General features: G+C 71.2%; 28 protein-coding genes and 1 pseudogene. 19 read left to right on the forward strand and 10 right to left on the reverse strand.

Annotation, left to right across the window (positions count from 1 at the left end; all coding sequences use genetic code 11):
* The first annotated feature begins 140 nt into the window (after positions 1-140).
* Positions 141-884, forward strand: coding sequence for an AAA family ATPase (locus DTL70_RS24060; protein ID WP_114024043.1), 744 nt, complete (start codon positions 141-143; stop codon positions 882-884).
* 247 nt (positions 885-1,131) lie between these two features.
* Here the strand turns inward: DTL70_RS24060 and DTL70_RS24065 are convergent, their stop codons facing one another.
* Positions 1,132-1,611 (reverse strand): hypothetical protein, encoded by a 480-nt coding sequence (locus DTL70_RS24065; protein WP_114024044.1) that lies wholly within the window; start codon positions 1,609-1,611, stop codon positions 1,132-1,134.
* Between the two features lie 239 nt (positions 1,612-1,850).
* On the opposite strand from DTL70_RS24065, the gene DTL70_RS24070 reads away from it, so the two are divergent.
* The 8 genes from DTL70_RS24070 to DTL70_RS24105 all read left to right on the forward strand — a co-directional run bounded on the left by DTL70_RS24070 (position 1,851) and on the right by DTL70_RS24105 (position 11,297).
* Entirely contained in the window at positions 1,851-2,648 is a 798-nt protein-coding gene (locus DTL70_RS24070; protein ID WP_114024045.1) for an enhanced serine sensitivity protein SseB C-terminal domain-containing protein, read from the forward strand.
* Between the two features lie 221 nt (positions 2,649-2,869).
* Complete coding sequence (locus DTL70_RS24075) at positions 2,870-3,661, forward strand: enhanced serine sensitivity protein SseB C-terminal domain-containing protein (RefSeq protein ID WP_114024046.1); 792 nt, start codon at positions 2,870-2,872, stop codon at positions 3,659-3,661.
* A gap of 316 nt (positions 3,662-3,977) precedes the next feature.
* Entirely contained in the window at positions 3,978-4,976 is a 999-nt protein-coding gene (locus DTL70_RS24080; protein ID WP_114024047.1) for an ABC transporter permease, read from the forward strand.
* A 68-nt stretch (positions 4,977-5,044) separates the two neighbouring features.
* On the forward strand, positions 5,045-6,796 hold the full coding sequence (locus DTL70_RS24085) for an ABC transporter substrate-binding protein (RefSeq protein WP_181861057.1): 1,752 nt from the start codon (positions 5,045-5,047) through the stop codon (positions 6,794-6,796).
* Positions 6,797-6,947: 151 nt separating this feature from the next.
* Positions 6,948-7,946, forward strand: coding sequence for an ABC transporter permease (locus DTL70_RS24090; RefSeq protein WP_114024049.1), 999 nt, complete (start codon positions 6,948-6,950; stop codon positions 7,944-7,946).
* Entirely contained in the window at positions 7,943-9,244 is a 1,302-nt protein-coding gene (locus tag DTL70_RS24095; protein WP_245979601.1) for an ABC transporter ATP-binding protein, read from the forward strand. The genes DTL70_RS24090 and DTL70_RS24095 overlap by 4 nt, the downstream gene beginning before the upstream one ends.
* Positions 9,245-9,272: 28 nt before the next feature.
* The gene (locus tag DTL70_RS24100) at positions 9,273-10,436 is read left to right on the forward strand and encodes an ABC transporter ATP-binding protein (RefSeq protein ID WP_114024284.1); all 1,164 of its coding nucleotides are present in this window, start codon (positions 9,273-9,275) and stop codon (positions 10,434-10,436) included.
* A gap of 138 nt (positions 10,437-10,574) precedes the next feature.
* Entirely contained in the window at positions 10,575-11,297 is a 723-nt protein-coding gene (locus DTL70_RS24105) for a trimeric intracellular cation channel family protein (RefSeq protein WP_425470401.1), read from the forward strand.
* A gap of 238 nt (positions 11,298-11,535) precedes the next feature.
* Here the strand turns inward: DTL70_RS24105 and DTL70_RS24110 are convergent, their stop codons facing one another.
* The gene (locus DTL70_RS24110; protein ID WP_114024285.1) at positions 11,536-12,462 is read right to left on the reverse strand and encodes a LysR family transcriptional regulator; all 927 of its coding nucleotides are present in this window, start codon (positions 12,460-12,462) and stop codon (positions 11,536-11,538) included.
* An 85-nt stretch (positions 12,463-12,547) separates the two neighbouring features.
* On the opposite strand from DTL70_RS24110, the gene DTL70_RS24115 reads away from it, so the two are divergent.
* The 6 genes and pseudogenes from DTL70_RS24115 (at position 12,548) to DTL70_RS24140 (ending at position 17,848) form a co-directional block, all read left to right on the forward strand.
* A complete protein-coding gene (locus DTL70_RS24115) occupies positions 12,548-13,666 on the forward strand; it encodes an epoxide hydrolase family protein (RefSeq protein ID WP_114024051.1) in 1,119 nt (372 codons plus the stop codon).
* The gene (locus DTL70_RS24120) at positions 13,666-14,031 is read left to right on the forward strand and encodes a hypothetical protein (protein WP_114024052.1); all 366 of its coding nucleotides are present in this window, start codon (positions 13,666-13,668) and stop codon (positions 14,029-14,031) included. The genes DTL70_RS24115 and DTL70_RS24120 overlap by 1 nt, the downstream gene beginning before the upstream one ends.
* Positions 14,028-14,918 carry a fumarylacetoacetate hydrolase family protein gene (locus tag DTL70_RS24125; protein ID WP_220183648.1) on the forward strand — a complete coding sequence of 297 codons (891 nt, stop codon included), beginning with the start codon at positions 14,028-14,030 and terminating at the stop codon, positions 14,916-14,918. The genes DTL70_RS24120 and DTL70_RS24125 overlap by 4 nt, the downstream gene beginning before the upstream one ends.
* A gap of 57 nt (positions 14,919-14,975) precedes the next feature.
* Positions 14,976-15,929: pseudogene (locus tag DTL70_RS24130) on the forward strand (SCO6745 family protein).
* Between the two features lie 386 nt (positions 15,930-16,315).
* The gene (locus DTL70_RS24135; RefSeq protein ID WP_114024053.1) at positions 16,316-17,182 is read left to right on the forward strand and encodes a thioesterase family protein; all 867 of its coding nucleotides are present in this window, start codon (positions 16,316-16,318) and stop codon (positions 17,180-17,182) included.
* A 189-nt stretch (positions 17,183-17,371) separates the two neighbouring features.
* Positions 17,372-17,848: a Dps family protein gene (locus DTL70_RS24140; RefSeq protein WP_114024054.1), complete on the forward strand. Its 477-nt coding sequence runs from the start codon at positions 17,372-17,374 to the stop codon at positions 17,846-17,848.
* A 354-nt stretch (positions 17,849-18,202) separates the two neighbouring features.
* On the opposite strand, the gene DTL70_RS24145 is transcribed toward DTL70_RS24140, so the two are convergent.
* The 6 genes from DTL70_RS24145 to DTL70_RS24160 form a co-directional block, all read right to left on the reverse strand.
* The gene (locus DTL70_RS24145; protein ID WP_114024055.1) at positions 18,203-18,397 is read right to left on the reverse strand and encodes a hypothetical protein; all 195 of its coding nucleotides are present in this window, start codon (positions 18,395-18,397) and stop codon (positions 18,203-18,205) included.
* Between the two features lie 61 nt (positions 18,398-18,458).
* Entirely contained in the window at positions 18,459-18,695 is a 237-nt protein-coding gene (locus DTL70_RS24150) for a glycine-rich domain-containing protein (RefSeq protein ID WP_114024056.1), read from the reverse strand.
* A 209-nt stretch (positions 18,696-18,904) separates the two neighbouring features.
* Positions 18,905-19,030, reverse strand: a complete 126-nt coding sequence (locus DTL70_RS34820) for a hypothetical protein (protein WP_281278720.1) — start codon at positions 19,028-19,030, stop codon at positions 18,905-18,907.
* A 125-nt stretch (positions 19,031-19,155) separates the two neighbouring features.
* Positions 19,156-19,326, reverse strand: coding sequence for a hypothetical protein (locus tag DTL70_RS33690; protein WP_181861058.1), 171 nt, complete (start codon positions 19,324-19,326; stop codon positions 19,156-19,158).
* Positions 19,323-19,484, reverse strand: a complete 162-nt coding sequence (locus DTL70_RS33695; protein WP_181861059.1) for a hypothetical protein — start codon at positions 19,482-19,484, stop codon at positions 19,323-19,325. The genes DTL70_RS33690 and DTL70_RS33695 overlap by 4 nt, the downstream gene beginning before the upstream one ends.
* A 135-nt stretch (positions 19,485-19,619) precedes the next feature.
* Positions 19,620-19,865: a hypothetical protein gene (locus DTL70_RS24160; protein ID WP_114024058.1), complete on the reverse strand. Its 246-nt coding sequence runs from the start codon at positions 19,863-19,865 to the stop codon at positions 19,620-19,622.
* Between the two features lie 156 nt (positions 19,866-20,021).
* Between DTL70_RS24160 and DTL70_RS24165 the strand changes: the two genes are divergently transcribed.
* Positions 20,022-21,473, forward strand: a complete 1,452-nt coding sequence (locus DTL70_RS24165; protein WP_114024059.1) for a helix-turn-helix domain-containing protein — start codon at positions 20,022-20,024, stop codon at positions 21,471-21,473.
* A 14-nt stretch (positions 21,474-21,487) separates the two neighbouring features.
* Complete coding sequence (locus DTL70_RS24170) at positions 21,488-21,976, forward strand: hypothetical protein (RefSeq protein ID WP_114024060.1); 489 nt, start codon at positions 21,488-21,490, stop codon at positions 21,974-21,976.
* 31 nt (positions 21,977-22,007) lie between these two features.
* Here DTL70_RS24170 and DTL70_RS24175 read toward each other — a convergent pair whose 3' ends face one another.
* Positions 22,008-22,238 (reverse strand): hypothetical protein, encoded by a 231-nt coding sequence (locus DTL70_RS24175; RefSeq protein ID WP_114024061.1) that lies wholly within the window; start codon positions 22,236-22,238, stop codon positions 22,008-22,010.
* Between the two features lie 229 nt (positions 22,239-22,467).
* Between DTL70_RS24175 and DTL70_RS24180 the strand changes: the two genes are divergently transcribed.
* On the forward strand, positions 22,468-22,983 hold the full coding sequence (locus DTL70_RS24180; RefSeq protein WP_114024062.1) for an NUDIX domain-containing protein: 516 nt from the start codon (positions 22,468-22,470) through the stop codon (positions 22,981-22,983).
* A gap of 169 nt (positions 22,984-23,152) precedes the next feature.
* Positions 23,153-24,340, forward strand: a complete 1,188-nt coding sequence (locus DTL70_RS24185; RefSeq protein WP_114024063.1) for a cysteine desulfurase family protein — start codon at positions 23,153-23,155, stop codon at positions 24,338-24,340.
* Positions 24,341-24,415: 75 nt separating this feature from the next.
* Here the strand turns inward: DTL70_RS24185 and DTL70_RS24190 are convergent, their stop codons facing one another.
* Entirely contained in the window at positions 24,416-25,129 is a 714-nt protein-coding gene (locus tag DTL70_RS24190; protein WP_245979658.1) for an N-acetylmuramoyl-L-alanine amidase, read from the reverse strand.
* Positions 25,130-25,352: the final 223 nt, after the last annotated feature.

Raw genomic sequence — 25,352 nt, forward strand, 5'->3', positions numbered from 1 at the left:
AGCAGTGGCGGCCGGGCCGCCACCTCGGGGAGGGGAGAGCTGTGAGCAGCCTGCGCGGCGCTGAGGCGACACCGACGGACGCGGGGGCGAGGGGGACGAGGGGGAGGGACGCGGCCCCGCGCGCGTCCGTACGCAGAAGGATGCCCGGGCCGCCCGCACACACCGGGGCAACCGGGGCCCGCCCCTGCCGGGGCGCCCGCACCCCCCTCCGCCACGACCTGCGCGACAGCGCCGCACCGCGCACGCTGCGCTACCGCACCGGGGACGTCGTCGTCGTCTCCGGACTGCCGGGCGGCGGGAAGTCCACACTGATGCGGGCAGCGGTGGCGCAGTGCCCCGGCGTGGTCCGCGTCGACTCCCAGGACACCCGCGAGCGCTGGGAGCGCCGGCTGCCGGACTGGCTGCCCTACGGCCTCTACCGGCCCCTCGTCCGCGTGGCGCACTACGCGGGTCTGCGCACCGCTTTGGCCTCCGGCGCCTCCGTGGTGGTGCACGACTGCGGTACGCAGACCTGGGTGCGCCGCTGGCTCGCCCGGGACGCGCTGCGCCGGGGCAGGGCACTCCACCTGCTGTTGCTCGACGTCTGTCCGCGAGACGCGCTGGCCGGGCAGGCGGCGCGCGGCCGCGGCGTGTCCGGCTACGCCTTCCGCCGCCATCTGCGCGCCGTGCGCAGGCTGCGGGCCGCCGCCGAGGGCGGGCGGCTGCCGCGCGGCTGCGCCTCGTCGGTCCTGCTGGACCGCCGCGCGGCCCAGGCCCTGCGCACGGTGTCCTTCGCGCCGCTGCCGGCCGCTGCCCCGCTGTCCGTCACGGCCCACGTCCGACCGGCCCCGCGGCCCGTTCCGGCTCCGAGGCCCGCGCCGGCCGCGAGGCCGACCCCGGCGTAGTGCCGGCAGGGGTCCGCGGGCCGGCGTGGCCCGGTCGGGCCCCGACGGGCGGGTGCCGCCCCCGTCGGGGCCCGCCGCACAACAGAGCGGACAGGGGGAGCGCTTGCGGGCCGAGGGGGCGTCCGCGGGTCGAGCAACCGTCCGTGGGCCGAGGAAACATCCGCGGGCCCGCCACCCGGGAGGGAGGCGGGCCCGCGAACGGGGGACATGCCGGAGCAGCCGGTCGGCTCCGGCGGGCAGCCGCGGCTCAGCGGCCCTGTTCGGGGGTGAGGGGCTTCTGGGCCTGTCCGGGTGCCGCGTTCTCGGCTCCGGGCTTGGCGGCCTCAGCCGCCGGCTTGCCCGGGGCCTGCTGGGCCGGGGCCTGCGGCTTCGTGGCCTCCGGGGAAGCCTGCTCCGGCTGCCCGGGCTTGCCCGGCTTCCCGGTCTGCTTGCCCGGCGCCTGCTCCTCGGTGGGCTGCTTCGGCTGCTGCTGGTCCAGCGGGAACTGCGGCTTGGTGGGCTTGTCCTGGTCGGAGGGGTTGTGCTGCGGCTTGGTGGGCTTGGCCGTCGCGTCCTGCTGGTCCTGGGAGTCCGGGTCCTCCGAAGGGCCGGGCTTCGCCTGGGCGCCCGCCGTGTGCCCCGGGGAGTGGTCGGCGGGCGCGGCGGACGCGGCACCCGCCGCGCCGATAGCGAGCGAGCCGGCCAAAGAGACGGTGACGGCCGCGGCGGTGATCCTGTTCACGCGCATGTGCTTTCCTCCAGTCAGCGTGCCGGTCGGCACGTAGTGGGACGTTCTCCACTTTTCGACCGCCTCCCACGGAACGCAACCGGAGCGTCGCCGTACGTGTCACCCGGCCTCTCGTGGAGCGGCCCGCCGCGCACCAGCCCAAGGCTTCACTGTGCGTATCCCCGCGCACGTCACCGCCCCGCCCCGTACGTCAGCCCGGGCCCCCGGGCGGTGCGCGGACCATGGATAGGCTGGTGCGCATGACAGTTCCCTCGCAGCCCCAGCAGCCGCAGCACTTCGGGCCCGGGCACGGCGGCGGCTGGCCCGGCAACGAGCTGGAGGAAGCCCTCGCCGCCTCGCTCCAGGTGCCGCACGCGGGGGCCCGGCTGCTGGAGGTGCTCGGCCGGTCCAGCGTGTGGGTCCCGCTGCCGGAGGGCGGCAGCCGGGAGAGCCGGGAACTGGACCTGCCCACCATCGAGTTGGACGGCTCGGTCTACGTGCCGGTCTTCAGCTCCGAAGAACAGTTCCTCCAGGTCGTCGGCGCCCACGTCGGCTTCACCATCGCCCCGGCGAAGGAGTTCGCACGCGGCCTGCCGACCGGTGTGGGCCTCGCGGTCAACCCGGACGGCACCGTCGGGGTGCCGCTGCCCGCCGAGGCGGTGGCCGAACTGTGTGCCAACTCGCCCACCGAGCAGGCGGCCGCGGGTGTCGCACGGGGTGCGCGGGTCCGGCTGTTCGAGCCGGACTGGCAGGACGACCCGCTCGCGTTCCTGGCCGCCGCCTCGGCCGAGTTCGCGGCTCTCCCCTCCGTACGCTCGGCGCGCAGAGGGCTCGCCAGCGTCGAAGGGGATGATCCCGCGCTGTTCGTCGGCATAGAACTCGACCTGCTGGAGCCCGAGTCGCGGCACGCGGCGCACGAGGCGCTGGGCAGGGCCCTGCATCAGGCGCAGGTGCGCTGGCCGGTGCAGATGGTGCTGCTGGACGCGGCGAGCGACCCGGTCGTGGACTGGATGCGGCAGTGCGTCCGCCCCTTCTACGACCGCGGGGCCCAGCTCTGACGGGCGACGGGCGACGAGCGGGCGGATGACGGGCCAGGTGCGCCTCGGAAGCCGAGGGGCCGGGAGGGCTGAGGGGGAGGTACGCACCCCGGGGTGGGTCAGGGTACGGGTCCGGACTGAGTAGGAGTACCGATGTCCCGCACCCCTCTTAAGCTGGTTGGATAGCGGTGCGGAGCGACGAGACGGGCAGGGACGGCGTCAGTGGTGGAAGGGCGGCCCAGGTGAGCGCGGGTGAAAGCGTCGATCAGCTCCTGCGGCGGGTCTCGCCGGGGGCGTACGACACCTTCGAGAGCTATGAAGCCCTCCTCCAGGCGCTCGCGGGCAGCCGGCTGTGGATGCTGCTGTGGAACGGGCAGGCCGGATCGCCGGACGCACAGTACGGCAACATGGAAGTGGCCGGGTACGGTTACGCGCCCTGTGCGACCTCGGCGCAGGAGCTGGCGGCGTCGGGCTGGAGCCGCGCGCACGAGGTCGTCGGCGGGCGGGACATCGCGGCGGCCCTCTTTCCCGACCGCTGGGGAATCTGGCTGAATCCGCACGCTCCCGGTGGCGGTGTCGGCATCCCCTGGCTGGATCTGCGGCGTGTCGCCGTCGGCCTCGACCAGCTGCCCGCCGGGCCGCTGAGTATCGGCGAACCCACCCTGGAGATCCCGCAGTTCTACGCGCTGCTGACGCAGAACGCGCATCTGACCCCCGCCGTGCGCTCGCTGCGCCGCGCCTGGGTGCGGCCCGCGCTGGGCGTGCCGTATCTGGCCATCGGGCTGGAGTTGTACGACAGCAGCCCCGCCTCGGTTCAGACGGCGCGGCGGATGATGGCACAGTCGGTGGCCGCCGTCCCCGAGGGGCTGCCGGTCTCCAGCGTGGCGATGGCCGACGACTACGATCCGGTGGCGATGTGGCTGCGCCGCCAGTCGCGCCCCTTCTTCGACCGTGACGCGCAGCCGCGGGCGGGATACGGCGCTCCGGGGCCGCAGGCCGGCGGTTTCGGCTACGGCTATCCGCGGCCTTTCTGAAAAGCGCCGCCTTTTGCGGGTAACCGCTGCCGCGAGAGCGTTCAGATCAGGACATAAGTACTGGTCAGGCACCGCTTAACGTCAACTTCCGTCCGCATAACGGAACATGACGCGTCACATCACAGTTGCGCATCCTTTCACGAGCAGGTCTGGCGACTGATCGTGACCGCGATGAAGACTCCCGAGCCATGAGCCACACGGTCGCCGCCGCACTGTCCGGCGGTTGTCGCGGCTTGCGAAAGTCCTTCAAGTTTCGACCGCTACAGCGGTGCGCGTGGACTGGTCAACTGCCGGTCGAGAAGGGGTCTCCAAAGCGATGACGGCACCACTGCACGAGGAAACGCCTGCGGGAACCGCGGTCGTGGAGCCAGCCCCGACCAAGACGGAACAGGCGATCGAGGGCCGCTCACTCGGACGGATCGCATGGGAGCGGCTCAAGCGTGACAAGGTGGCGCTGATCGGCGGTGCCTTCGTACTGCTGCTGATCCTGGTCGCGGTCTTCGCGCCCCTACTGACGGCGCTGACGGGACAGGCGCCGAACGAGCGCCACGAGGATCTGATCGACCCGCTCTTCAGCACCCCCAAGGGCGCACTCGGCGGGATGTCGGGCGAGCACCTGCTGGGCGTCGAGCCGGTCAGTGGCCGCGACATCCTCGCCCGCATCCTCTACGGTGCCCGCGTCTCGATCCTCGTCGGCTTCCTCTCCGCCGTCGTCGCCGTCGTCTTCGGCACCATCCTGGGCACGCTCGCCGGCTACTTCGGCGGCTGGCTGGACGCGCTGATCAGCCGCGTGATGGACATGCTGCTGGCCTTCCCGCAGCTGCTGTTCATCATCTCGCTGATCTCCGTGATGCCCAACGACCTGCTCGGGCTGACCGGCACCGGGGTGCGGCTGCTGCTGATGATCCTGGTCATCGGCTTCTTCGGCTGGCCCTACATCGGCCGGATCGTCCGCGGCCAGGTGCTCTCGCTGCGGGAGCGGGAGTACATCGAGGCGGCCCGCAGCCTGGGCGCGGGGCGGGGCTACATCATCAGCAAGGAACTGCTGCCCAACCTGGTCGCCCCGATCACCGTCTACATGACGCTGATGATCCCGACCAACATCCTCACCGAGGCCGCGCTCAGCTTCCTCGGCGTGGGCGTCAAGCCGCCCACCGCTTCCTGGGGTTCCATGCTCTCCGACGCCGTGACGTACTACGAGTCGGACCCGATGTACATGATCATCCCAGGTGTCGCCATCTTCATCACCGTGCTCGCCTTCAACCTCTTCGGCGACGGCGTACGCGACGCACTGGACCCGAAGGGGACCCGTTGACCCCCCAATCCAGACCCCGGCCCCGCCCAGCTCGTGCGGGCCGTGACCTACCACGGAGGTTGCGAGACGTGACAACCCTACGCACATCGAGGCGCCGACTGGCCGCGGTGTCGGCCGTCGCCGCCGCGACGCTGCTGGCCACCTCGGCCTGCGGCGGCGGCAACAGCGACAGCGAGGGCGGCGGCGAGTACAACGCGGGCGTCAACAAGGTCGCCAACGCCTCGAGCAAGAAGGGCGGGACCCTGAAGTTCGTCGGTGTCCAGGACGCCGACTCCTGGGACACCACCCGCATGTACTACGGCTTCGTCTTCGACTTCTCCCGCTACTACGCCCGCCAGCTGGTCAGCTACAGCCCCAAGCCGGGCAAGAAGAGCGTGGACCTGCAGCCGGACCTGGCCACCGACAAGGCGCAGATATCCGACGACGGCAAGGTCTACAAGTACACCCTGAAAGACGGCCTGAAGTGGGAGGACGGCAAGCCGATCACCGCCCAGGACGTCAAGTACGGGATCGAGCGCCAGTGGGCGCAGAAGACCCTCTCGGGCGGCCCCACCTACATCAAGGACGTCCTGGACCCGGACGGCAAGTGGAAGGGCCCGTACGAGGAGAAGAGCGAGTTCGAGGGCATCAAGACCCCCGACGAGAAGACGATCGAGTTCCATCTGCCGAAGCCCAACGGTGACTTCGAGCAGATGCTGGCGATGCCGACCAACTCGCCGGTGCGCAAGGACAAGGACACCAAGTCCAAGTACACCCTGCACCCCTTCTCCTCGGGCCCGTACAAGTTCAAGTCGTACACCCCGAACAAGTCGCTGCTGCTGGTGCGCAACAAGCACTGGGACAGCAAGTCGGACCCGCTGCGCAAGGCGCTGCCCGACAAGGTCAAGGTGACGCTGCTGACCAACCCCGACGAGCGCGACAAGCGCCTGCTCAACGGGGACGCCGACCTCGACCTCAACCAGCGCGGCATGGAGGTCCAGGGCCGGCAGAAGGCTCTGAAGGAGCACAAGGGCAACGTCGACAACCCGCAGACCGGGTTCATCTCCTACGTGGCCTTCCCGCAGAGCGTGAAGCCGTTCAACAACATCCACTGCCGCAAGGCCGCCATCTACGGCACGGACCACAAGTCGGTCCAGACCGCGCGCGGTGGCCCGACCGCCGGCGGTGAGCTGGCCGTCAACATGCTGCCCCCGGTCGTGCCCGGGCACGACGAGAGCGACGACCAGTACGGCATCCGCAAGAACAGCGGTGCGGCCAACGTCGCCAAGGCCAAGGAAGAGCTCAAGAAGTGCGGCAAGCCGAACGGCTTCAAGACCACGCTCGCCGTCCGTAACACCGACAAGGCGGACGTGAAGTCCGCGGAGTCGATCCAGGCCTCGCTCAAGAAGGTCGGCATCAAGGTCGAGATCGACCAGTTCGACGGCTCCCAGGGCTCCTCGATCGTCGGCAACCCGGCGACCGTGAAGAAGAAGGGCTACGGGATGGTCCTCTACGGCTGGGGCCCCGACTTCCCCAGCGGCCAGGGGTACGGCATCGAGCTGTGGCACAGCTCCAAGATCCGGGACAACGGCAACAACAACTACGCCCTGATCGACGAGCCGAAGATCGACAAGGGGCTCGAAGAGGCCATCGCCGAGCTCGACCCGGAGAAGTCCGCCGAGAAGTACGCCGAGGTCAACAAGGAGGTCATGGCGGGCGCCTACTACCTGCCGCTGACCTACCTGAAGGTCGTCCAGTGGCGCTCCGACCGGCTCACCAACGTCTACGCGGCCGACTCCTTCAGCGGTTGGTACGACTTCGCGTCCATCGGCGTCAAGTGACCTTCCCGGTCGCTGTGACCGCCACCGACATCACCATCTGACGGCGCCACCCGCCGCTGGCACGAAGGGCAGGTGAAGGCCGCCGCGGCGGCCCGGCCGCCGGCTCCCTGACCGGGAGCGGGCCGGGCCGCCGAAGGGCGGCCGGAGAGCAGTGCTCACATACCTCATCAGGCGGCTGTTCGCCGTCGCAGTGATGCTGGTCGTCATCATCCTGGCGGTCTTCTGCATCTTCTTCCTGATCCCCAAGTGGGCGGGGATAGACCCGGCCACCATGTTCGTCGGCAAGCAGGCCGACAAGGAGAGCATCGAGGGCGTACGCGAGAAGCTCCAGCTGGACGATCCGGTCCTCGTGCAGCTCTTCGAGTTCTTCAAGGGCCTCTTCGTCGGCCGCGACTACACCGGCGGCGGCACCACCACGCACTGCGGGGCGCCCTGCTTCGGCTACTCCTTCCGTACCGAGCAGGAGATCTGGCCCGTTCTGACCGACCGCCTCCCGGTGACGCTCTCCCTGGCGCTGGGCGCGGCCGTCATCTGGCTGCTCATCGGGCTGACCGCCGGCGTGCTCTCCGCGCTCAAGCGCGGCACCCTGTGGGACCGGCTGGCCATGACCGGCGCACTGGCCGGCGTCTCGCTGCCCATCTACTTCACGGGTCTCGTCTCGCTGGCGATCTTCGCCTACCAGCTCGACCTGGTGAGCAACTCCTTCACCCCCTTCGGTGACAACCCGGCCAAGTGGTTCAGCGGCATGGTCCTGCCCTGGATCACCCTCGCCTTCCTCTTCGGCGCGATGTACGCCCGGCTGACCCGGGCCACCATGCTGGAGGTGATGGGCGAGGACTACATCCGCACCGCCCGCGCCAAGGGCCTCAAGGAGCCCGTCGTCATCGGCAAGCACGCGATGCGCTCCACGATGACGCCCGTCCTGACGCTGCTCGGCATCGACATCGGCGCCCTGATGGGCAGCGCGATCCTGACGGAGACCACCTTCAGCATCCCCGGACTCGGGCAGGCCGTGCTCAAGGCGATCACCGACCGTGACCTGCCGCTGATCCTGGGGGTCACCCTCATCACCGCAACCGCCGTTGTCATCGCGAATCTCGTCGTGGACCTGCTGTACGGCGTGATCGATCCACGAGTGAGGCTGGGATGACCGACCACGAGCACAAGTCCCGCAAGTCCCGCAAGACCCCCGAGGCTGCCGAGGCGGCTGCGGCCCCCGCGTCTGCCACGTCGCCCGCGTCCCCCGAGGACGAGAAGGCGGAGGCGCTGCGGACCGAGGTCACCAAGGCCGACACGTCCCTGACGAAGCCCGTCGACGGCGCCGCCACGGGCACCGCCACGGACGCCGCCGTCTCGGACCTGACGAGTTCGGGCACCGCGCCCGGCGAACCGGTGCTGAGCAAGGAACCGCCCACCGCGTTCCTGGAGGTCCGCGACCTGCGGGTGCACTTCCCCACCCAGGACGGCCTCGTCAAGTCAGTCGACGGCCTCTCCTTCACCCTGGAGAAGGGCAAGACCCTCGGTATCGTCGGCGAGTCGGGGTCCGGCAAGTCCGTCACCTCGCTCGGCATCATGGGGCTGCACACCGTCGGCCAGTACGGCAGGCAGCGCCCCCACCTGTCCGGCGAGATCTGGCTGAACGGCCAGGAACTGCTCAGCGCCGACCCCGACAGCGTGCGCAAGCTCCGCGGCCGCGAGATCTCCATGATCTTCCAGGACCCGCTCTCCGCGCTGCACCCCTTCTTCACCGTCGGTCACCAGATCGTGGAGGCGTACCGCGTCCACCACACCGTCGACAAGAAGACCGCGCGCAAGCGTGCCGTCGAACTCCTCGACCGGGTCGGCATCCCCGAGCCGGGCAAGCGGGTGGACAGCTACCCGCACGAGTTCTCCGGCGGCATGCGCCAGCGCGCCATGATCGCCATGGCGCTGGTCAACAACCCCGAACTCCTGATCGCCGACGAGCCGACCACGGCACTCGACGTCACCGTCCAGGCGCAGATCCTCGACCTGATCCGGGACCTGCAGAAGGAGTTCGGCTCCGCCGTCATCATCATCACCCACGACCTCGGCGTCGTCGCCGAACTCTCCGACGACATCCTCGTGATGTACGGCGGCCGGTGCGTGGAGTACGGCGCGGCGGAGCAGGTCTTCTACGAGCCGCAGCACCCCTACACCTGGGGGCTGCTCGGCTCCATGCCGCGCATCGACCGCGACCGGGCCGACCGGCTCATCCCCGTCAAGGGATCGCCGCCCAGCCTCATCAACGTCCCCGACGGCTGCGCCTTCAACCCGCGCTGCCCCTACGCGGACGTCCCCAAGGGCGGCATCACCCGCACCACGCGGCCCGAGCTGAGCGAGGTCAGGCCCGGGCACCTGTCCGCCTGCCACATGGCGCAGGAGGACCGGGAGCGCATCTGGAACGAAGAGATTGCCCCGAAGCTGTGAGCTTTCAGTGAGTGAGGACGACGAGCCGATGACGAACCCCGCGAAAACCCCGGGTGAGGGCTCCGAGCCGCAGACCCCCACCGAGGACGCGGCCGGCGCCACAGCCGAGTCCGGCGCCCTGGGCACCCTCACCGAGCCGCGCGAGGGCGAACCGCTGCTCAAGATCAGCGGCCTCAAGAAGCACTTCCCCGTCACCAAGGGCCTCTTCAAGAGGCAGGTCGGCGCCGTGCTCGCCGTCGACGGCATCGACTTCGAGGTCCGCGCCGGTGAGACGCTCGGCGTGGTGGGGGAGTCGGGCTGCGGCAAGTCCACGATGGGCCGCCTGATCACCCGGCTGCTCGAACCCACCGCGGGCAAGGTCGAGTTCGAGGGCCGGGACATCACACACCTGGGCGTGAGCGCGATGCGGCCGATGCGCCGCGACGTGCAGATGATCTTCCAGGACCCCTACTCCTCGCTGAACCCCCGGCACACGGTCGGCTCGATCATCAGCGCGCCGTTCAAACTCCAGGGAGTGCAGCCCGAGGGCGGGGTCAAGAAGGAGGTACAGCGGCTGCTGGGAGTGGTCGGGCTCAGCCCCGAGCACTACAACCGCTACCCGCACGAGTTCTCCGGCGGCCAGCGCCAGCGCATCGGCATCGCCAGGGCGCTCGCGCTCAGCCCGAAGCTCGTGGTGGCCGACGAGCCCGTCTCGGCGCTCGACGTCTCCATCCAGGCGCAGGTCGTCAACCTCCTCGACGACCTCCAGGAGGAACTCGGCCTCACCTACGTGATCATCGCCCACGACCTGTCCGTCATCCGGCACGTCTCGGACCGGATCGCGGTGATGTACCTGGGCAAGATCGTCGAGATCACCGACCGGCAGTCGCTGTACGACACACCCATGCACCCCTACACCCGGGCGCTGCTGTCCGCGGTGCCGGTGCCCGACCCGCGCCGCAAGGCCGAAGGGGGCCGGGAGCGGATCCTGCTCCAGGGCGACGTGCCCTCGCCCATGAACCCGCCGTCAGGGTGCAGGTTCCACACCCGCTGCTGGAAGGCGACCGAAATCTGCCGGACCAAGGAACCGCCGCTCGTCTCGCTGGCCCCCGGCCACCAGACCGCGTGCCACCACCCGGAGAACGCCCCCGACCAGGAGCCCGGCGACACGAAGCTGCTGCGCACGGCCGCCACCGCCAAAGAACCGAACTGACGCGCTCGCCCTCGATCGCCGGACGGACTGAGACATCAGCCCGCCCGCCGATCGAGGACCGGCGGTCCGGGGTAGGGGAGCGGCGGGGCGAGGGCACGAGCCGCCCACCGTGACCATCCCCGCCCGGGCGGTACAAAGGTGCCCGTGGACTCCCTCTTCAGCCCCTCACTCCAGCACTGGCTGGACCTCGCCGGCATCTTCGTCTTCGCCATCTCCGGCGCGCTCCTCGCGGTGCGGCGCAATTTCGACGTCTTCGGCATCGCCGTCCTCGCCGAGGTCACCGGGCTGGGCGGCGGGCTCTTCCGCGACGTCGTCATCGGCGCCGTGCCACCGGCGGCCTTCACCGACCTCGGCTACTTCCTCACGCCTCTCCTCTCCGCGTTCCTCGTCTTCTTCCTCCACCCCGAGGTGGAACGGATCAACAAGGCGGTCAGCGTCTTCGACGCGGCCGGCCTCGGCCTCTTCTGCGTGACCGGCACCCTCAAGGGGCACGAGTACGGGCTCAGCCTCACGTCGTCCGTCGTGATGGGCCTGGCCACGGCCGCCGGAGGCGGGGTGCTCAGGGACGTACTCGCCAACGAGGTGCCCTCGCTGCTGCGCTGGGACCGCGAGGTCTACGCGGTGCCCGCCATCGTGGGCTCCAGCGCGGTGGCGCTGCTGATCCACCTGGACCAGGTGCGCCCCTCCACCACCGTGGGCGCGGCGCTGCTGGCGTTCCTCCTGCGGCTGCTGGCCCTGCGCTACAACTGGCGTGCCCCGCGCGCCTGGCACCGCAGGAGCGCGACGGTGGACGCGCAGGCCACGAAGGGGGGCGCCACCAGGGAGCCGGAGAACGGCGGCCGCCAGGTCGGCGGCGGCTGACCCGCGGCTGCCGATGCGGCGCCCACGCGCCGCCCGCGCGGCACCCATGCCCGCCGACCGCGCGGCGCTCACGCGCCGCCCGCGCAGGTGCCCTGATCGAGCGCGGTGCGCTCGGCGTCGTCCGGTTCAGCGGTGCGTGGGAGGTCCCCGGAGGAGTCCCCGAGCTCGTCGGGACGCTGTGGCGGCAGACCAGGCAAGGGCCATGAGCGCTTGCGTGTGCGGGCGGAGCCGCCGCTGTTCATGTCGTGCGGATCGGTCCCGCACGGTGGGTTCCGGTGAGCAGAGCTTCGGCATGCTTACGGAAAGCGGTGACCAGACGTGCGCGGTCGCCGGAGCGCGTGGCGAGTACGACCTGGCTCGGTTCGACCCCGCGCAACGGGACGGTGGTGAGGCTGGGGTGCAGGCCGGTCGCGTGGTCGAGGGGCGGCCCGATGGCCACGGCCTGCCCGGCGGCGATGAGTTCGTGTTTGTCCTCAAGGGCTTCGACCAGGGGGCCGTCGGGCGCGGGCCGCCCGTCGGGCCGGGGATCGAGCCGCCAGTAGGCGTTCAGCAACGGGTCGGACTGGCGTACGTGGGGGATCGGCTCGTCGGCGATGTCGCCGAGGGTGACCGACTCATGGCCGGCCAGACGGTGGTCCCGGGGCACGACCAGCACGCGCGGTTCGTCGTAGAGGACGGTGACGCGCAGCCGGTCGGTGGGGAACGGCAGTCGCGTCACCACCGCGTCGACGCGGTGCTCCAGCAGCGCACCGCGCGAGTCGTTCCAGGCGAGCAGGCGGGTGTGGACCTCGGCATCGGGGTCGCGGTCCCGCAGGGCCCGCACGGCCGCGGTGATGACCAGCCCCTTGGTGTAGCCGACGGTGATACTGCTGGGCCGGGCCGCGGCCCGGGTGCGGGCCATCGCCTCGACCGCGGCGCGCAGCAGCCCCTGGGCCTGGGGCAGGAAAACCTCGCCGGCCTCGCTCAGCTGGGTGCCGCGCGTGGTGCGGTCGAGCAGGCGGACGCCCACTTGCTGTTCGAGGCGGCGGATCTGCCGGCTCAGCGACGGCTGGGTGGTGTGCAGCGCCTCGGCGGCACGGCCGAAGTGCTGGTACTCGGCGACCACCGTGAAGCACTGCACCAGCCGGAGATCGAGATCCACGGGCGCGGGGAAGTGTTCGGACACCACCCCACTCTAACTGGCCTTATACGCAGCCTGTATTACCTGTACCGGAACAATCATTGGACTGCGCGCTCGTCGCCGCCGCACCGTGGTGACCATGACATCGGACAGCGTGACACCGTTTCGTATCGACGTCGCGGACCGTGATCTGGAGGACCTGAGGGACCGGCTCCACCGGGTACGCCTCGCCGGCCGGGAGACAGTGCCGGACAGCAGCCAGGGGGTGCGGCGGGAGCGCCTGGAGGAGCTGCTGGAGTACTGGGCCACCGGGTACGACTGGCGCGATCTGGAGCGGCGGCTCAACGAGCTGGGCCAGTTCCGCACGACCATCGACGGTCTGGGCCTCCACTTCATGCACGTACGCTCACCCCGCCCCGACGCCGCCCCCCTGTTGCTGCTGCACGGATGGCCGGGCTCGTTCCTGGAGTTCCTCAAGACCGTCGGCCCGCTCACCGAGCACGGCTTCCACCTCGTCATCCCCTCGATGCCCGGCTACGGCTTTTCCGGCCAACCCGCCTCGACAGGCTGGGACCCGGACCGGATCGCCCGCGCGTACGGCGTGCTCATGCGGCGCCTCGGCTATGACTCCTACCTGGCCCAGGGAGGCGACTGGGGCGGTGTCGTCGCGACCCGCATGGGGGCGCAGCGCCTGACGGGCCTGCGGGCGATCCACGTCAACTTCCCCGAGTTCCTCGCCGCACCACCGGTCGGCGACGACCCGGCTCCTGAGGAGAAGGCCGCACTCGAACAGGGCAGCCGCTTCTTTGCCGTCCATTCCGGATACCACGTCGTGCAGCGCACCCGGCCGCAGACCATCGGCTACGCCCTGACCGACTCCCCGGCCGGGCAGGCCGCCTGGATCTACGAAAAGTTCCTCGACTGGGCCCGGCCCGACGCCCTCACTCCCGACGAGATCCTCGACCACATCTCCCTGTACTGGTTCACCGGCACCGCTGCTTCCTCCGCCCGCCTGTACTGGGAGTACGCCCGGCAGCCGCTCGCTCCGACCGAGCTGGACCTTCCCGTCGGGGTCAGCGTCTTCCCGGACGAACTGACGCGTACCCCGCGCATCTGGGCCGAGCGCGTCTATCGCGACCTGCGCTACTTCAACGACGACATCCCCGCGGGCGGCCACTTCGCCGCCCTGGAGCAGCCTGAGCTGTTCGTCGAGGAGATCGTCAGGTTCGCGCGGACGGTGGCCGCGTGATGACGAGCGAGATCAGCGGGGGCACGGACGGCGTCGGGCGTGGGGGCCGGGTCGTGGCCGTCGGGACCGACAGGGCCAAGGCCGAGTCCGGCGCCCAGTTCCAGCGCCCCAGGCGTACGGAGACCGCCGACGGCCCGGCGTCCGACTCCGCGCCGGCCTGCCGCAGCCGTTCTCCGCTCAGCCACGGCCTGCTCAGCCACGGCCCGGCCGGCCTGCTCGGCCGCGCCGCCTATCCGGTCGTGCTCGACTTCGGCGGCGCCGGGCGTTTCGAGACCGCCGTCAAGGAGATCCCGGACTTCCAGGCATCCTCCCTAGCCGACGCACGACGCCTCTACGACCGCACCCGGGAGGTGCTTGCCCGGTGAAGTGGGTCAGCTACCGCTCCGCCGACGGCTCGACGCGCTGCGGTGTGATGCGCGACAACAAGATCCACGCCGTGGGCGCGGGCCTGTTGGAGCTGCTGCGCGCCGAAGGCGGGCTGGAGGCCGCCGCAATCAGGGAACCGACCGAGATCGTCGAGCCGGCCACCGCCGACCTGCTGGCACCGATACCGGTACCCCCGGCGGTCCGGGACTTCGCCGCGTTCGAACGTCACATCAGTAACGCGGGGAAGGCAGCCGTCGGCGACGGCAGGGTCAGCCCGGTCTGGTACGAGTATCCGCTCTTCTACTTCTCCAACCCGGCGGCGATCAAGGGGCCGCACGACGAGGTCGCCATCGCCCCGGGCGCTCAGTTGTGGGACTACGAGGTCGAGGTCGCCGCGGTGATCGCCGGGGACTGCTCGAACCTCGACGCCGCCACGGCGGAGGAGCACATCGCCGGCTACCTGGTCTACTGCGACTGGAGCGCACGCGACATCTCCGCGAGCGAGATGGGGTTCGTGTACGGCCCGTCCAAGAGCAAGGACGCCTCGACCAGCCTCGGCCCGTTCCTCGTCACCCCCGACGAACTGGAGCCCTACCGCTCGGGCCGGGGCTATGCGTTGCGGATGGACGGGTACGTCAACGATGAGCATTACGGCGGCGGCAGCTGGGACGAGATCCACTGGTCGTTCGGCGAGATGCTGGCGCACGCGTCGCGCGGCACCTCACTGCGAGCCGGTGACATCATCGCCAGCGGCCCTGTGGGCACCGGCTGCATCCAGGAGTTGTCCGGCCGCCGCCCCTACCTGGTACCGGGAGACACGGTCCGGATCCAAGTGCGGGAACTCGGCGCGATCTCCGTACGGATCACCGCGCCGGAGCCGTCCTGACGTACCGGACGCACCAAGAACGACCTTGACCATTCCACTTGCCGGGAGACCACCCCGATGCATCTCGCCAACACCTTCGCTCGCGCCGACACGGACCTGAACGCCGTTCGCGAGGTCAGCCTCACCGTCAACGCGACCCACCTGTTCGTCTACTTCATCCCCGAGGCACCGGAAGAGGCCGCCAAGCTGGGCGTGACCGAGTACGCACCGGCCTACTTCGCGCTCCGGTCAGCCCCCATGGGCGCAGTCCCATGGCAGGTCACGCTCGCGGCCTTCTACAACTTCAGCCCGCGGTCGGTGCGGGCCATGGCAGGCGTCTGGGACACAGCGTCGCCACAGGAGTGGCAGGCCGCTCGTTTCGCAGCCGTCGACCGTGCGATGCGGCGCGTCGGCGTGAGCCTCACCGCCGACCAGATCGCCGAGGCACGATCGCTGATCGACCCGGTCGTCGCGAGCGCCGACCACGCAGGGAAGACGATGGCCGCCGCCAACGCCTCGGTCCCCCTCCCGGACGATCCGCTCGTCGCGCTGTGGCAGCACATCACGGTGCTGCGCGAGTGGCGCGGCGACGCGCATATCACCGTGCTCGCAGCGGGCGGCCTCGGGCCGTGTGACTGCAACGTGCTGCAAACCGCGACAGGTCACTTCCCGGAAGCCATCGCGCGTGCCACCCGGCTGTGGGACGACGAGGAGGTGGCCGCGGCAACCACACGCCTCGTCGCACGCGGCTGGCTCGACGCCGACGGCACCGCTACCGATGCCGGCATCGCGGCGCGCGAGCAGATCGAGGTCGAGACCGACTAGCACTGCGCGGCGCTGTGGACGCCGATCGGCGACGCCGGCGTCCGTCGCCTCACCTCGCTCATCAGGCCGATCCAGGACGCGTTCACCGCAGCCGGGACATACCCCTTCCGCGTGGAGACGGGAGACACGCGGTCCGCCGACCCGGAGGCCGCCAGGCAGGCCCCGTTCTCGCACAGCCGTGACGAACGGACACGCGGCGCAGGGTGACGCTGAGGGCTGGACCGGGCTCCAGGCCGACGGTACAGCGATCAGCGGTAGCAGCGATCCCGCTGTCGGACCGTCGACACGCCTGACGGCTCGCCAGGGTGGTGCCGCAGTACATGCCGGGTTTACTGCGGCAGCCGCAGCGGCAGCGGCCCGCTCCCGCCACGCCTCCGTCCGCTCCCTGGAGCGATACGCAGGGCCCGGCGTCGACTCCGTCACCCGGCACGTCGCCGAACGAGACCCCGCCGCACGTCGCCGCACGTAGATCCGGGCGCATCAGGGCTTCGAGATCATCCCGTTGCCCCTGTGCGCGTAGCTCGGTCACACCCCCACATCGCCGACCCCAGGCGCACCTACCCACCAGTAACAAGGCGGTGTACGGTGCCACCATGTCCGACGCTCCTTCCCAGGCCACCACTGCACCACAACCGGCGCCCCCCACCCCCACCACCAGCGAGTTCGACCGCGACACCGTGGTCAGCACCCGCGAGCCCGGCGTCCACCAGACGCACCTGGCGCCGGGCTGGGCGATAGGCAAGGCCCTCAACGGCGGCTACCTGCTGGCCGTCCTCGGCCGGGCGCTGCGCCAAGCGCTCCCGCACCCGGACCCCTTCACCATCACCGCCCACTACCTGACCGCCACGGCCGCCGGGCCCGCCACCATCCGCACCGACGTCGCCCGCAGCGGCCGCACCGTCTCCACGGCCTCCGCCGGCCTCTTCCAGACGGACGAGCGCGGCACCGAGGTCGAACGCATCCGCGTGCTGGCCACCTACGGCGACCTCGACGCACTGACGGACGACATCCGCACCAGCGCCGGCCCGCCCGCCATACCGCCCCGCGAACAGTGCTTCCGCTCCACGGACCACCCGGACGGCGCCGCCGCCGTCCCCGAGATGGGGCACAGGCTCGACCTGCGGCTCGACCCGCAGACCTGCGGCTGGGCACTCGGGGCGCCCAGCATGCGCGGCGAGATGCGGGCGTGGCTCGCCCTCGCGGACGGCCGCGACCCCGACCCGCTCTCGCTGCTGATGACCGTCGACGCGCTGCCGCCCACCGGATTCGAGCTGGGCCTGACCGGCTGGCTGCCCACCGTCGAACTCACCGTCCACGTCCGTGCCCGCCCCGCACCAGGCCCGCTCCGCGTCGCCGTCACCACCCGCAACCTCGCGGGCGGCTTCCTGGAGGAGGACGTGGAGGTGTGGGACACCGCCGACCGCCTGGTGGCCCAGTCCCGCCAGCTCGCCCGCGCGTAGGCGGGCGGGGCCCGTGGGCGGGCGGGGCACCCGCGTAGGCCGCCGGATGCACCCTCGTAGGCCGACGGGGGCACCCAAGCCCGCCACCAGCGGTCACCGGCGCCCCTTCCGGCCGCGAGTGCTTCGTGCGCGCCGCACGAGTGCTTACGGTGTGCGGAAACGCCACTCTCGGAGAGAAAGCGACGCAAAGTGACCTACACAGTCAAGAGCACGCTTCCGGAGCAGGACCTCAAGACCGTCGCCGAGGCACTGCGCGGCACGCTGCTGGACCTCATCGACCTCTCCCTCGTCGCCAAACAGATCCACTGGAACGTGGTCGGCCCCCGCTTCCGCTCCATCCACCTCCAGCTCGACGAGGTCGTCGACACCGCCCGCCAGTACTCCGACACCGTCGCCGAGCGCGCCTCGGCGCTCGGCATCAGCCCCGACGGCCGCTCCGCCACCGTCGCCCAGGGCAGCGCCCTCGCCACCGTCCCCGAGGGCTGGCTCCCCGACAACGACGCGGTCCGCATCATGGTCGACGCCCTCGGCACCGTCATCGCCAAGTCCCGCGAACGCATGAAGGCCGTCGGCGAGGCCGACCCGGTCACCGAGGACGTCTTCATCTCCCTGACCGGCGACCTGGAAAAGGAACACTGGATGTTCCAGGCGGAAAACCGCGCCTGAGACACAGGAGGGCTGATGGCGGCTCCCTTTCCGCAGGGCGGGAAGGGAGCCTTCGAGCGACTTCTCCGCGCTCGGTGCCGAGCGCTCGGTGCCGAGCCGGCCGCACCATCGGGCGCCTGCGCGGGGAACGCGGCCTGACCCAGGAGGGCGCTGGCCGAGCCCACCGGGCTCTCGGCGGTAAACGATCTACCGCACCGAGATTAGGTACCCGTTCTGCGCGGCTCGACTGGGTGGCGCTCATCGCTGCCGCGCTCATCGCTGCCGCGCGCGACGTGACGCTCGCCGACCTCGTGCGGGACGCGTGGCCTTGGCCGCCTGCGACGGGGGACGCGGACGGCCCGGGGGCGCGGGTGGTCAGCCGTGCATGCAGCGGCAGCAGGTGACGCGGCGGCTGCCGTCGCCGGAGGGGACGAGGAAGGCCGGGGCGCCGAACGAGGTGCGTGCGCGGCGGGCCTGATGGCCTTCCTGCTGCTGGTGCTGCCGGAAGTAGCTGGCCACGTCCTCGTAGCCGGCCGCCACCGATTCGCGCGGTGCGCTGTCCTCGCCCATCCCTCGCCCCTCCTTGTCGCTTCACGGGTCCGTCCGATACGGACAGTACCGGGATCGCTACCTAGTTGAGGCCGCCCCCGGGGTGGTGCCGGCCGGGGCGGGGCGGCTCGGGGACATGGTGGATGAACCGTCCCAGGCGCCCGCACAGTCCCTCGTACCCGCGGGTGTGGAGGATGAGGGCGTGCCAGCCCTCATCGACGGTGCGGGACGGGCGCAGGCCGCGGCTGGTGGGCTGAGTGCAGGCGGCCACGAACGCCAGAGCCTCGGCCACGATCCGCTCGGCCACGACCTGGCTCATGCCGGGGTTGTTGGTTATCACCGTCTGGGTGACGGCCCCGAACTCCGGTTCGCTGATGAGGTGGCGTGCTCCGGTCTCGGCCGGGGCGGCTACCTCGTGCTGTACTGACCTGTGCCTCTCCTGTCTCGATGGGTCGGGTGGCCTCGCTCCCGATGGCCGGCGAGCGTTGGTTGCGATCCCGGTGCGCGGTGGTCACCTGGGGCGGGGTCTCACATGAGGCCGTGGTGGTCCCGGCTGCGGCACCGGCCTGTGGTGGTGCCGCAGGGGGCGCAGCCGTCGCCGGGGTGGTCCTCCTGCGGCTGCTCGGGCTCCTGGCCGTCGTTCTCGTCGCTCACGTTCGTCACCTCCTTGCGCGGGTGGTCGTGGGGATGGGCCCGCCCCGGCCGGGCTGTGGTGCCCACGGGGGTCGGCGCTCGTCGGTGGCGCGACCGACGGCCCAGCCGGGACGGGAGTCGGGCGGTCAGCGGAGGCTGTTGTCGACGCACCTCAGCCGACGTTCGTGCCCGTGCTTCTCCTGCCGGTGCTTGAGCAGCACGCTGGTCAGCACGCGCGCGTTCTCCGTCTCGTCCCGGTTCTCGGCCAGTCGGAGCATGCCGGCGAGCTGCTGGCAGTACCGGCACGGAGCGGTCACTGTGTCTTCTCCGGGCGGGGGCAGCAGCGGGCGCGGATCACGAGGGTGCCGTCCTCGTTCTCGCTGGCGGTCAGCCGGATCGGCTTCCCGCAGCTGCGGCAGGTGCCGTAGGAGCCCTTGCGACCGCGGCTGAACGCGGAGGTGAGGTCACGAGGCACGACGCGGCCCCTTCCGGCAGCGCGGGCACTCGCACGGCGGGAAGCCGCCCGCGGCGGGCGGGTCGGTGTCGCGGTGGGTGCGGCGCCGTGTCCAGGTGCGGCCGGCATCGCGGGAGACGCGGATCGTCATCACGCTCACGCCCGCACCCCCGCCCGGTGCGGCACCGCCGCGTCGTAGGCGGCCCGCTGCGCGGCTGAGGCCTCGCTCAAGTCGTCTACGTGGGCGGTCCACTCGGTGCCGCGCGGGGTGACGAGACGCACGGTCTTTTCGTCGAGGACGGCTTGGACTCGGCCGACCCACGCGGGTTCGTGCGGCACGGCCTGCTCAGTGGCGTCGTCCGTCACATAAGCACCTCGATCCGGGGCTGGTTCACGCGTCATGGCCGGTCCTCGTCATGGGGGAGCAGGTTCACCACAAGCCTCGAACGGCGCAGGCAACGTCGGTATAACCGTGGGGAGTTACCGGCTCGGTAACGCGCTCGTTGCCAGGCCAGCGAGAGACTTTCCACGCGAGGAAGACTTCGAAAGTTGGCTCATATGGATGCCACCGCCTCCGGGCCGCTGTCTGCCGACTTCCTGTCACGGAACGACGTGCGTAGAGCCCTGCAAGAGCACGACTTCGCCGCCGTCTTCGCTTTGATCAAGAAATGGTGCGGCCTCTCCCAGAACCGGATCGCCTCCGCCTGCCAGCTCACCCCCGGCAAGGTCTCAATGATCATCAGGGGGCAGCACCAGGTCACTTCCATGGAGGTGGTCCGCCGCATCGCGGACGGGCTCCGGATTCCCGGAAGCATGCTGGGGCTCGCCCCCCGCCCGTGGGAAAGCAACCAACCCGCCCCCGCGCCGGCCGAGAGGCTGGGCGAATGCCCGGCCGCGGAGGACGTACCGTGGCGGCCGGACGCAACGGTCACCTTGGCTGGCACTCTGACAAGGAGCGATCTCGTGTTGGACCGTCGCGGCGCATCGCGCGCGCTCGCGGCAGCCGCAGCCGCAGTCACCGGCACCGCCCTACTCGACCCGCTGGAACCCTGGCTTCAGCCTGCCGCGGCAGTCGCTCGGTCCGGCCGTGTCGGACGCCTCGGTTCCCGCGACGTACAGCAGTTGGAGCAGACGGCACAGGCGTTCCGCAGCTGGGACCACCAGCATGGTGGTGGTCTACGTCGCAAAGCCGTCCTCGGACAGCTGGCCGAGGTCGCTGCTGCGCTGGACGAGAACCAGACCAATGCCGTGGAGAGCCGCCTGTACAGCGTCATGGCTCACCTGGCCGGGACGGCTGCGACGATGGCCTGGGACTCGGGGTACCAGCGCAGGGCACAGGATTACTACCGACTCGCGCTGCGCAGCGCGCACGCGGGCGACGATGTGGTCTTCGGAGCCAACGTGCTGGCGGGCATGGCTCGGCAGATGCTGTACCACCAGAAGGCGCACGACGCTCTGGAACTCGTCCGCCTCGCGCAGGAAGGCTCACGCCGGGTCGCGGGGCCCCGAGTGCGCGCCATGCTGCACACCCGCGAGGCATGGGCGCTCGCCGCGCTGGGACGCGCTGCGGCCTTCCGTCGTGCAACCGACCAGGCCCGCGAGGCACTGGCCGACGCGGTGGGAGATGATGAGCCGTACTGGATCGCCTACTTCGGCGAGGCCGAGTTGGCCGGTGTCACTGGCGGTCGGCTACTCGATCTCGCTCGCCAGGACCACCGGCACGCGGATAAGGCTGCGGAACACATCCGTCCGGCTCTCGCACGGCGCGGACCGGAGGCGGCTCGTAGCTACGCCCTCGACCGCATCGGGCTGGCCGAGTGTCATTTCCTCACGGGAGACGTACGCAGCGCGGCCGAGGAGACGCGTCACGCGATGGAGGCTGCCGGGGATACCACGTCAGCACGGGTGCGAGAGCAACTGGGAGGCCTGTACTCCTGTACGGTCGGCCAGAGCACAGCGCGAGGGGTCCGTGACGTACGTGATCGGCTCCGTGAACTGTTGGCCAACTGACGAAAGAGCACGTCATGACGACTCTCGCGGTGACCGGGCACATGGATCTCGCAGACGAGACCGTACCTTTGGTCCGCGCCGAGCTGGAGCAGCTTCTCGCTCTGGAGAACCCAGAAGAACTGGTCGGGGTCTCGTGCATCGCGAAGGGCGCGGACAGCGTGTTCGCCGAGGCCGTTCTGGCGGTGGGCGGCCGTTTGGTGGTGGTGCTGCCGAGCAGCGACTACCGGGAAGCGAAGGTCAAGCCGGACCACGCGTCCACCTTCGATCGTCTGTGCCAGGCGGCACGCGAGGTGGTGGTTATGCCACATGGGACTGCGAACCGGGCGGCATACGAGGCCGCGAACAGCGAGTTGCTGCGTCGAGCTGACCGACTGGTGGCCGTGTGGGACGGGCGGCCGCCTTCCGGTAAGGGTGGCGGCACCGCCGACACCGTGGAACAGGCCCGGGCCGCGGGCGTGGACGTGGTCGTGGTGTGGCCCGAGGGGGCAGGGCGGAAGGGCTGAGGCACCAGTTGGTGTGCGCAGCGTGGGGCGGCTACGCCGGTGGGCGGCGGTCGAGGCGGATGAGGGGGGTGTCGGCGTGGTGTTCGCCGTCGCAGGGGGTGGTGGCCTGGCAGGCGAAGCCGCGGTCTCGGCAGTGCCGGCAGCCGTGGGGTGCGGCCACGCTCTCGCCCGCGCCGTGGTCGGAGACGTAGACGGCGCTTCCGTGTACGGTTCCGGTCCCTCCGCAGCCGCGGCACAGCTGGTGCGGGCCCGGGCAGCTCATCGGCTGCCTCACCGGGCCAGGCCGATGCCGCCGGACGGACCGCGCCGCCGTTGGTCGTCACTCACCGTGGACACCTCCCCTCAGAGCGTAGAGCCGGTGCGGGGCTCGCGGACCCGGTTCGGCACGACACGTGCGCGACAGCGGCGGCCCGTTGGCGTTTCGTTGGCGTCGCGGGCCGTGCGGGTGGAGGATCGTGCCCTTGGCATCCACCGCTGACGGGAGACCGGGGATGAGGCAGTTGGCCGCCCGCGCTTGGCATCGTCTGCGGGGGTCGTGGCAGTGGCGTCTGCTGTGGCTCGCGCACGCGAAGTTCACGGTCGGGGTGACCGGCGTGGTGCGGGACGAGGAGGGGCGGGTGCTGTTGCTGCGGCACCGGCTGTGGTCGCGGGAGAGGCCCTGGGGGCTGCCGACCGGGTGCGCGGCCAGGGGTGAGGAGTTCGCGCAGACCGTGGTGCGCGAAGTACGGGAGGAGACCGGTCTGGACGTGCGTACCGGGGCGCTCGTGAGGCTGAGGAGCGGCTACCGGCTCCGTGTCGAGGTGGCGTACGAGGCCGTGTACGTCGGGGGGTCCCTCCGGATCGATCCGATGGAGATCCTCGAGGCGCGGTGGTTCTCGCCCGACGCCCTGCCTGACGGGCTCCAGGAGTCGCACCGCGAACTGATCACACCGACCGTGACCGCGACCGCGACCGCGACGACGGCGCCAACGACGAGGGCGACCGCGCGCACGGTTGCCGACAGCTGAACCCTGGACGGCCCGCGAAGTCCGAACGGCCCGCGAAGTCCGAACGGCCCGCGACCCGCCGCGCGCCTGCGCCCCGCGCGCCTGCGCGGCCGGGCCCCCGCAGGCCGGCCGCGCTCCGCTTCCACGCGCCGGTCGTGCGCCCCGCGGCGGCCCGTAGAATCGGATCACCATGGCTGACACCGTCCACCCCGCCTATCTCGACCACGCCGCCACCACTCCCATGTGGCCGGAAGCGGCGCGGACGATGACCGAGCAGCTCACGGTCGTCGGTAACGCGTCCTCTCTGCACGGAGCCGGGCGGCGGGCGCGGCGCACGGTGGAGGAGTCGCGGGAGTCCCTGGCCGCGTCCCTCGGCGCCAGGCCCAGTGAGGTCGTCTTCACCGCGGGCGGCACGGAGGCGGACAACCTGGCCGTGAAGGGGCTCTACTGGGCGCGTCGGGGCGAGGACGCCCGGCGTACCCGGGTGCTGGCAAGTCCCGCCGAGCACCACGCGGTGCTCGACGCTGTCGAGTGGCTGGCCGAGCACGAGGGGGCCCGTCTGGAGTGGCTGCCGGTCGACTCGTACGGGAGGGTGCGTCCGCAGGCGCTGCGCGAGGCCATCGAGCGGGACCCTTCCGATGTCGCGCTGGCCACCGTGATGTGGGCGAACAACGAGATCGGCACCGTCACGGACGTACGGGCGCTCGCGGACGTCGCGGCTCAGTTCGAGGTCCCGTTGCACTCCGACGCCGTGCAGGCGTTCGGTCAGCTGGACGTCTCCTTCGAAGCTTCTGGGCTGGCCGCGATGGCGGTCACCGGGCACAAGATCGGCGGTCCCTACGGGGTGGGCGCGCTGCTGCTGCGCCGCGCGTACGCGCCGGTGCCGTTGCTGCACGGCGGAGGCCAGGAGAGGCAGGTGCGCTCCGGCACTCTGGACACCCCGGCGGTCGCCGCGTTCGCGACGGCCGCCCGCCTGTCCTCCGAGCGGCGGGAGGCGTTCGTCGCCGAGGTGGGCGCGCTGCGGGACGCGCTGGTGGCGGGCGTGCGGGACGCCGTTCCCGACGCGGTGCTCAACGGGGACCCCGATCCGGCGGGGCGGCTGCCCGCCAACGCCCACTTCTCCTTCCCCGGGTGCGAGGGCGACTCGCTGCTGCTGCTCCTCGACGCGCAGGGGATCGAGTGCTCGACGGGTTCCGCCTGTACGGCGGGTGTGGCGCAGCCCAGCCATGTGCTGCTGGCCACCGGTACGGACCCGGAGTCGGCCCGGGGCACCCTGCGCTTCTCGCTGGGGCACACCTCGACCAAGGCGGACGTGGAAGCGCTGGCCGAGGCGATCGGACCGGTCGTCGCGCGGGCCCGGAGCGCGGGCCTGAGCTGACCGCGGGCCGGGGGCAGGGGGCCTCGGCCAGGGGGCGGCAAGCCGCGGCCAGGGGGCAGCGGACGGCGCCTGCCGTCACCGCTTTTTGAGGGTGCTCTCCACCTTCATCTGGGCCCGGACCATCCGCATGTACTTGTCCCAGTCCCAGTGGCGGCCCGGGTCCGTGTGGTCGGCTCCTGGCACCTCGTTGTGGCCGATGACGTGTTCGCGGTCGGCGGGGAACTTGTAGCGGGTGCAGATGCCCGCCGTCAGCTTGGCGGAGGAGCGGTACATCTCGTCTGTGAAGTCCTGCGGCTTGTCGACCCAGCCCTCGTGCTCGATCCCGATGCTGCGCTCGTTGTACTGCCTGTTCGCCGCGTGGAAGGCCACGTCCAGTTCGCGGATCATCTGTATGATCTGCCCGTCCTGGCAGACGATGTAGTGCGCCGCGGCCCGGTGCTCCGGGTTCCGGAAGACCTTCACGGCAGCCGCCGCGCTGCCCTGGGTGACGTGGACGATCACCCGGTCGATCCCGTAGTCGGCGGGCCGGTCCCCGCGCCGCAGGTTCGCGTCGGCGGCGGCCACCCACCGGGCGCGGGAGTCGTCGACCTGGCCCTCCATCCGGGGCGTGCTGTTGCCCGGCATCCGCCACCACCAGCGCTTGAGCTCCTGCTGGGTGGCCACGCCCAGCACGCCGAGGCCGACGGTGGCGGTACCGGCGATCAGGAACCTGCGCCGGCCCACGCCCCGCGGCCGCTGCCCGCCGGGACCCCGTCCGCCCTTCGGACCGCTGTCCGCGCCGCCGCCCACCGAATCGCCCGCCCCGTCGTGGACCCCGTCGTCCGTCCTGCCGTCCGTCGTGCCGTCCACCGGCCTGCCCGCCCCGTTGCCCACCCCGGCGTTCGTCCCGGCGTCCGGGCTGCCGCCCGCGGGGGCGCTCCCGGCGTCGGGCCCCTGCCCGGATCCGGGTTCTCGTCCGTCGTCAGCCGCCTGTCCCATGTGTTCACCAACGCGTTCGGGCCACCGGGTGGTT

Origin of the sequence: Streptomyces diacarni (assembly GCF_003323715.1) — a bacterium.
GTDB classification, from domain to species: domain Bacteria; phylum Actinomycetota; class Actinomycetes; order Streptomycetales; family Streptomycetaceae; genus Streptomyces; species Streptomyces diacarni.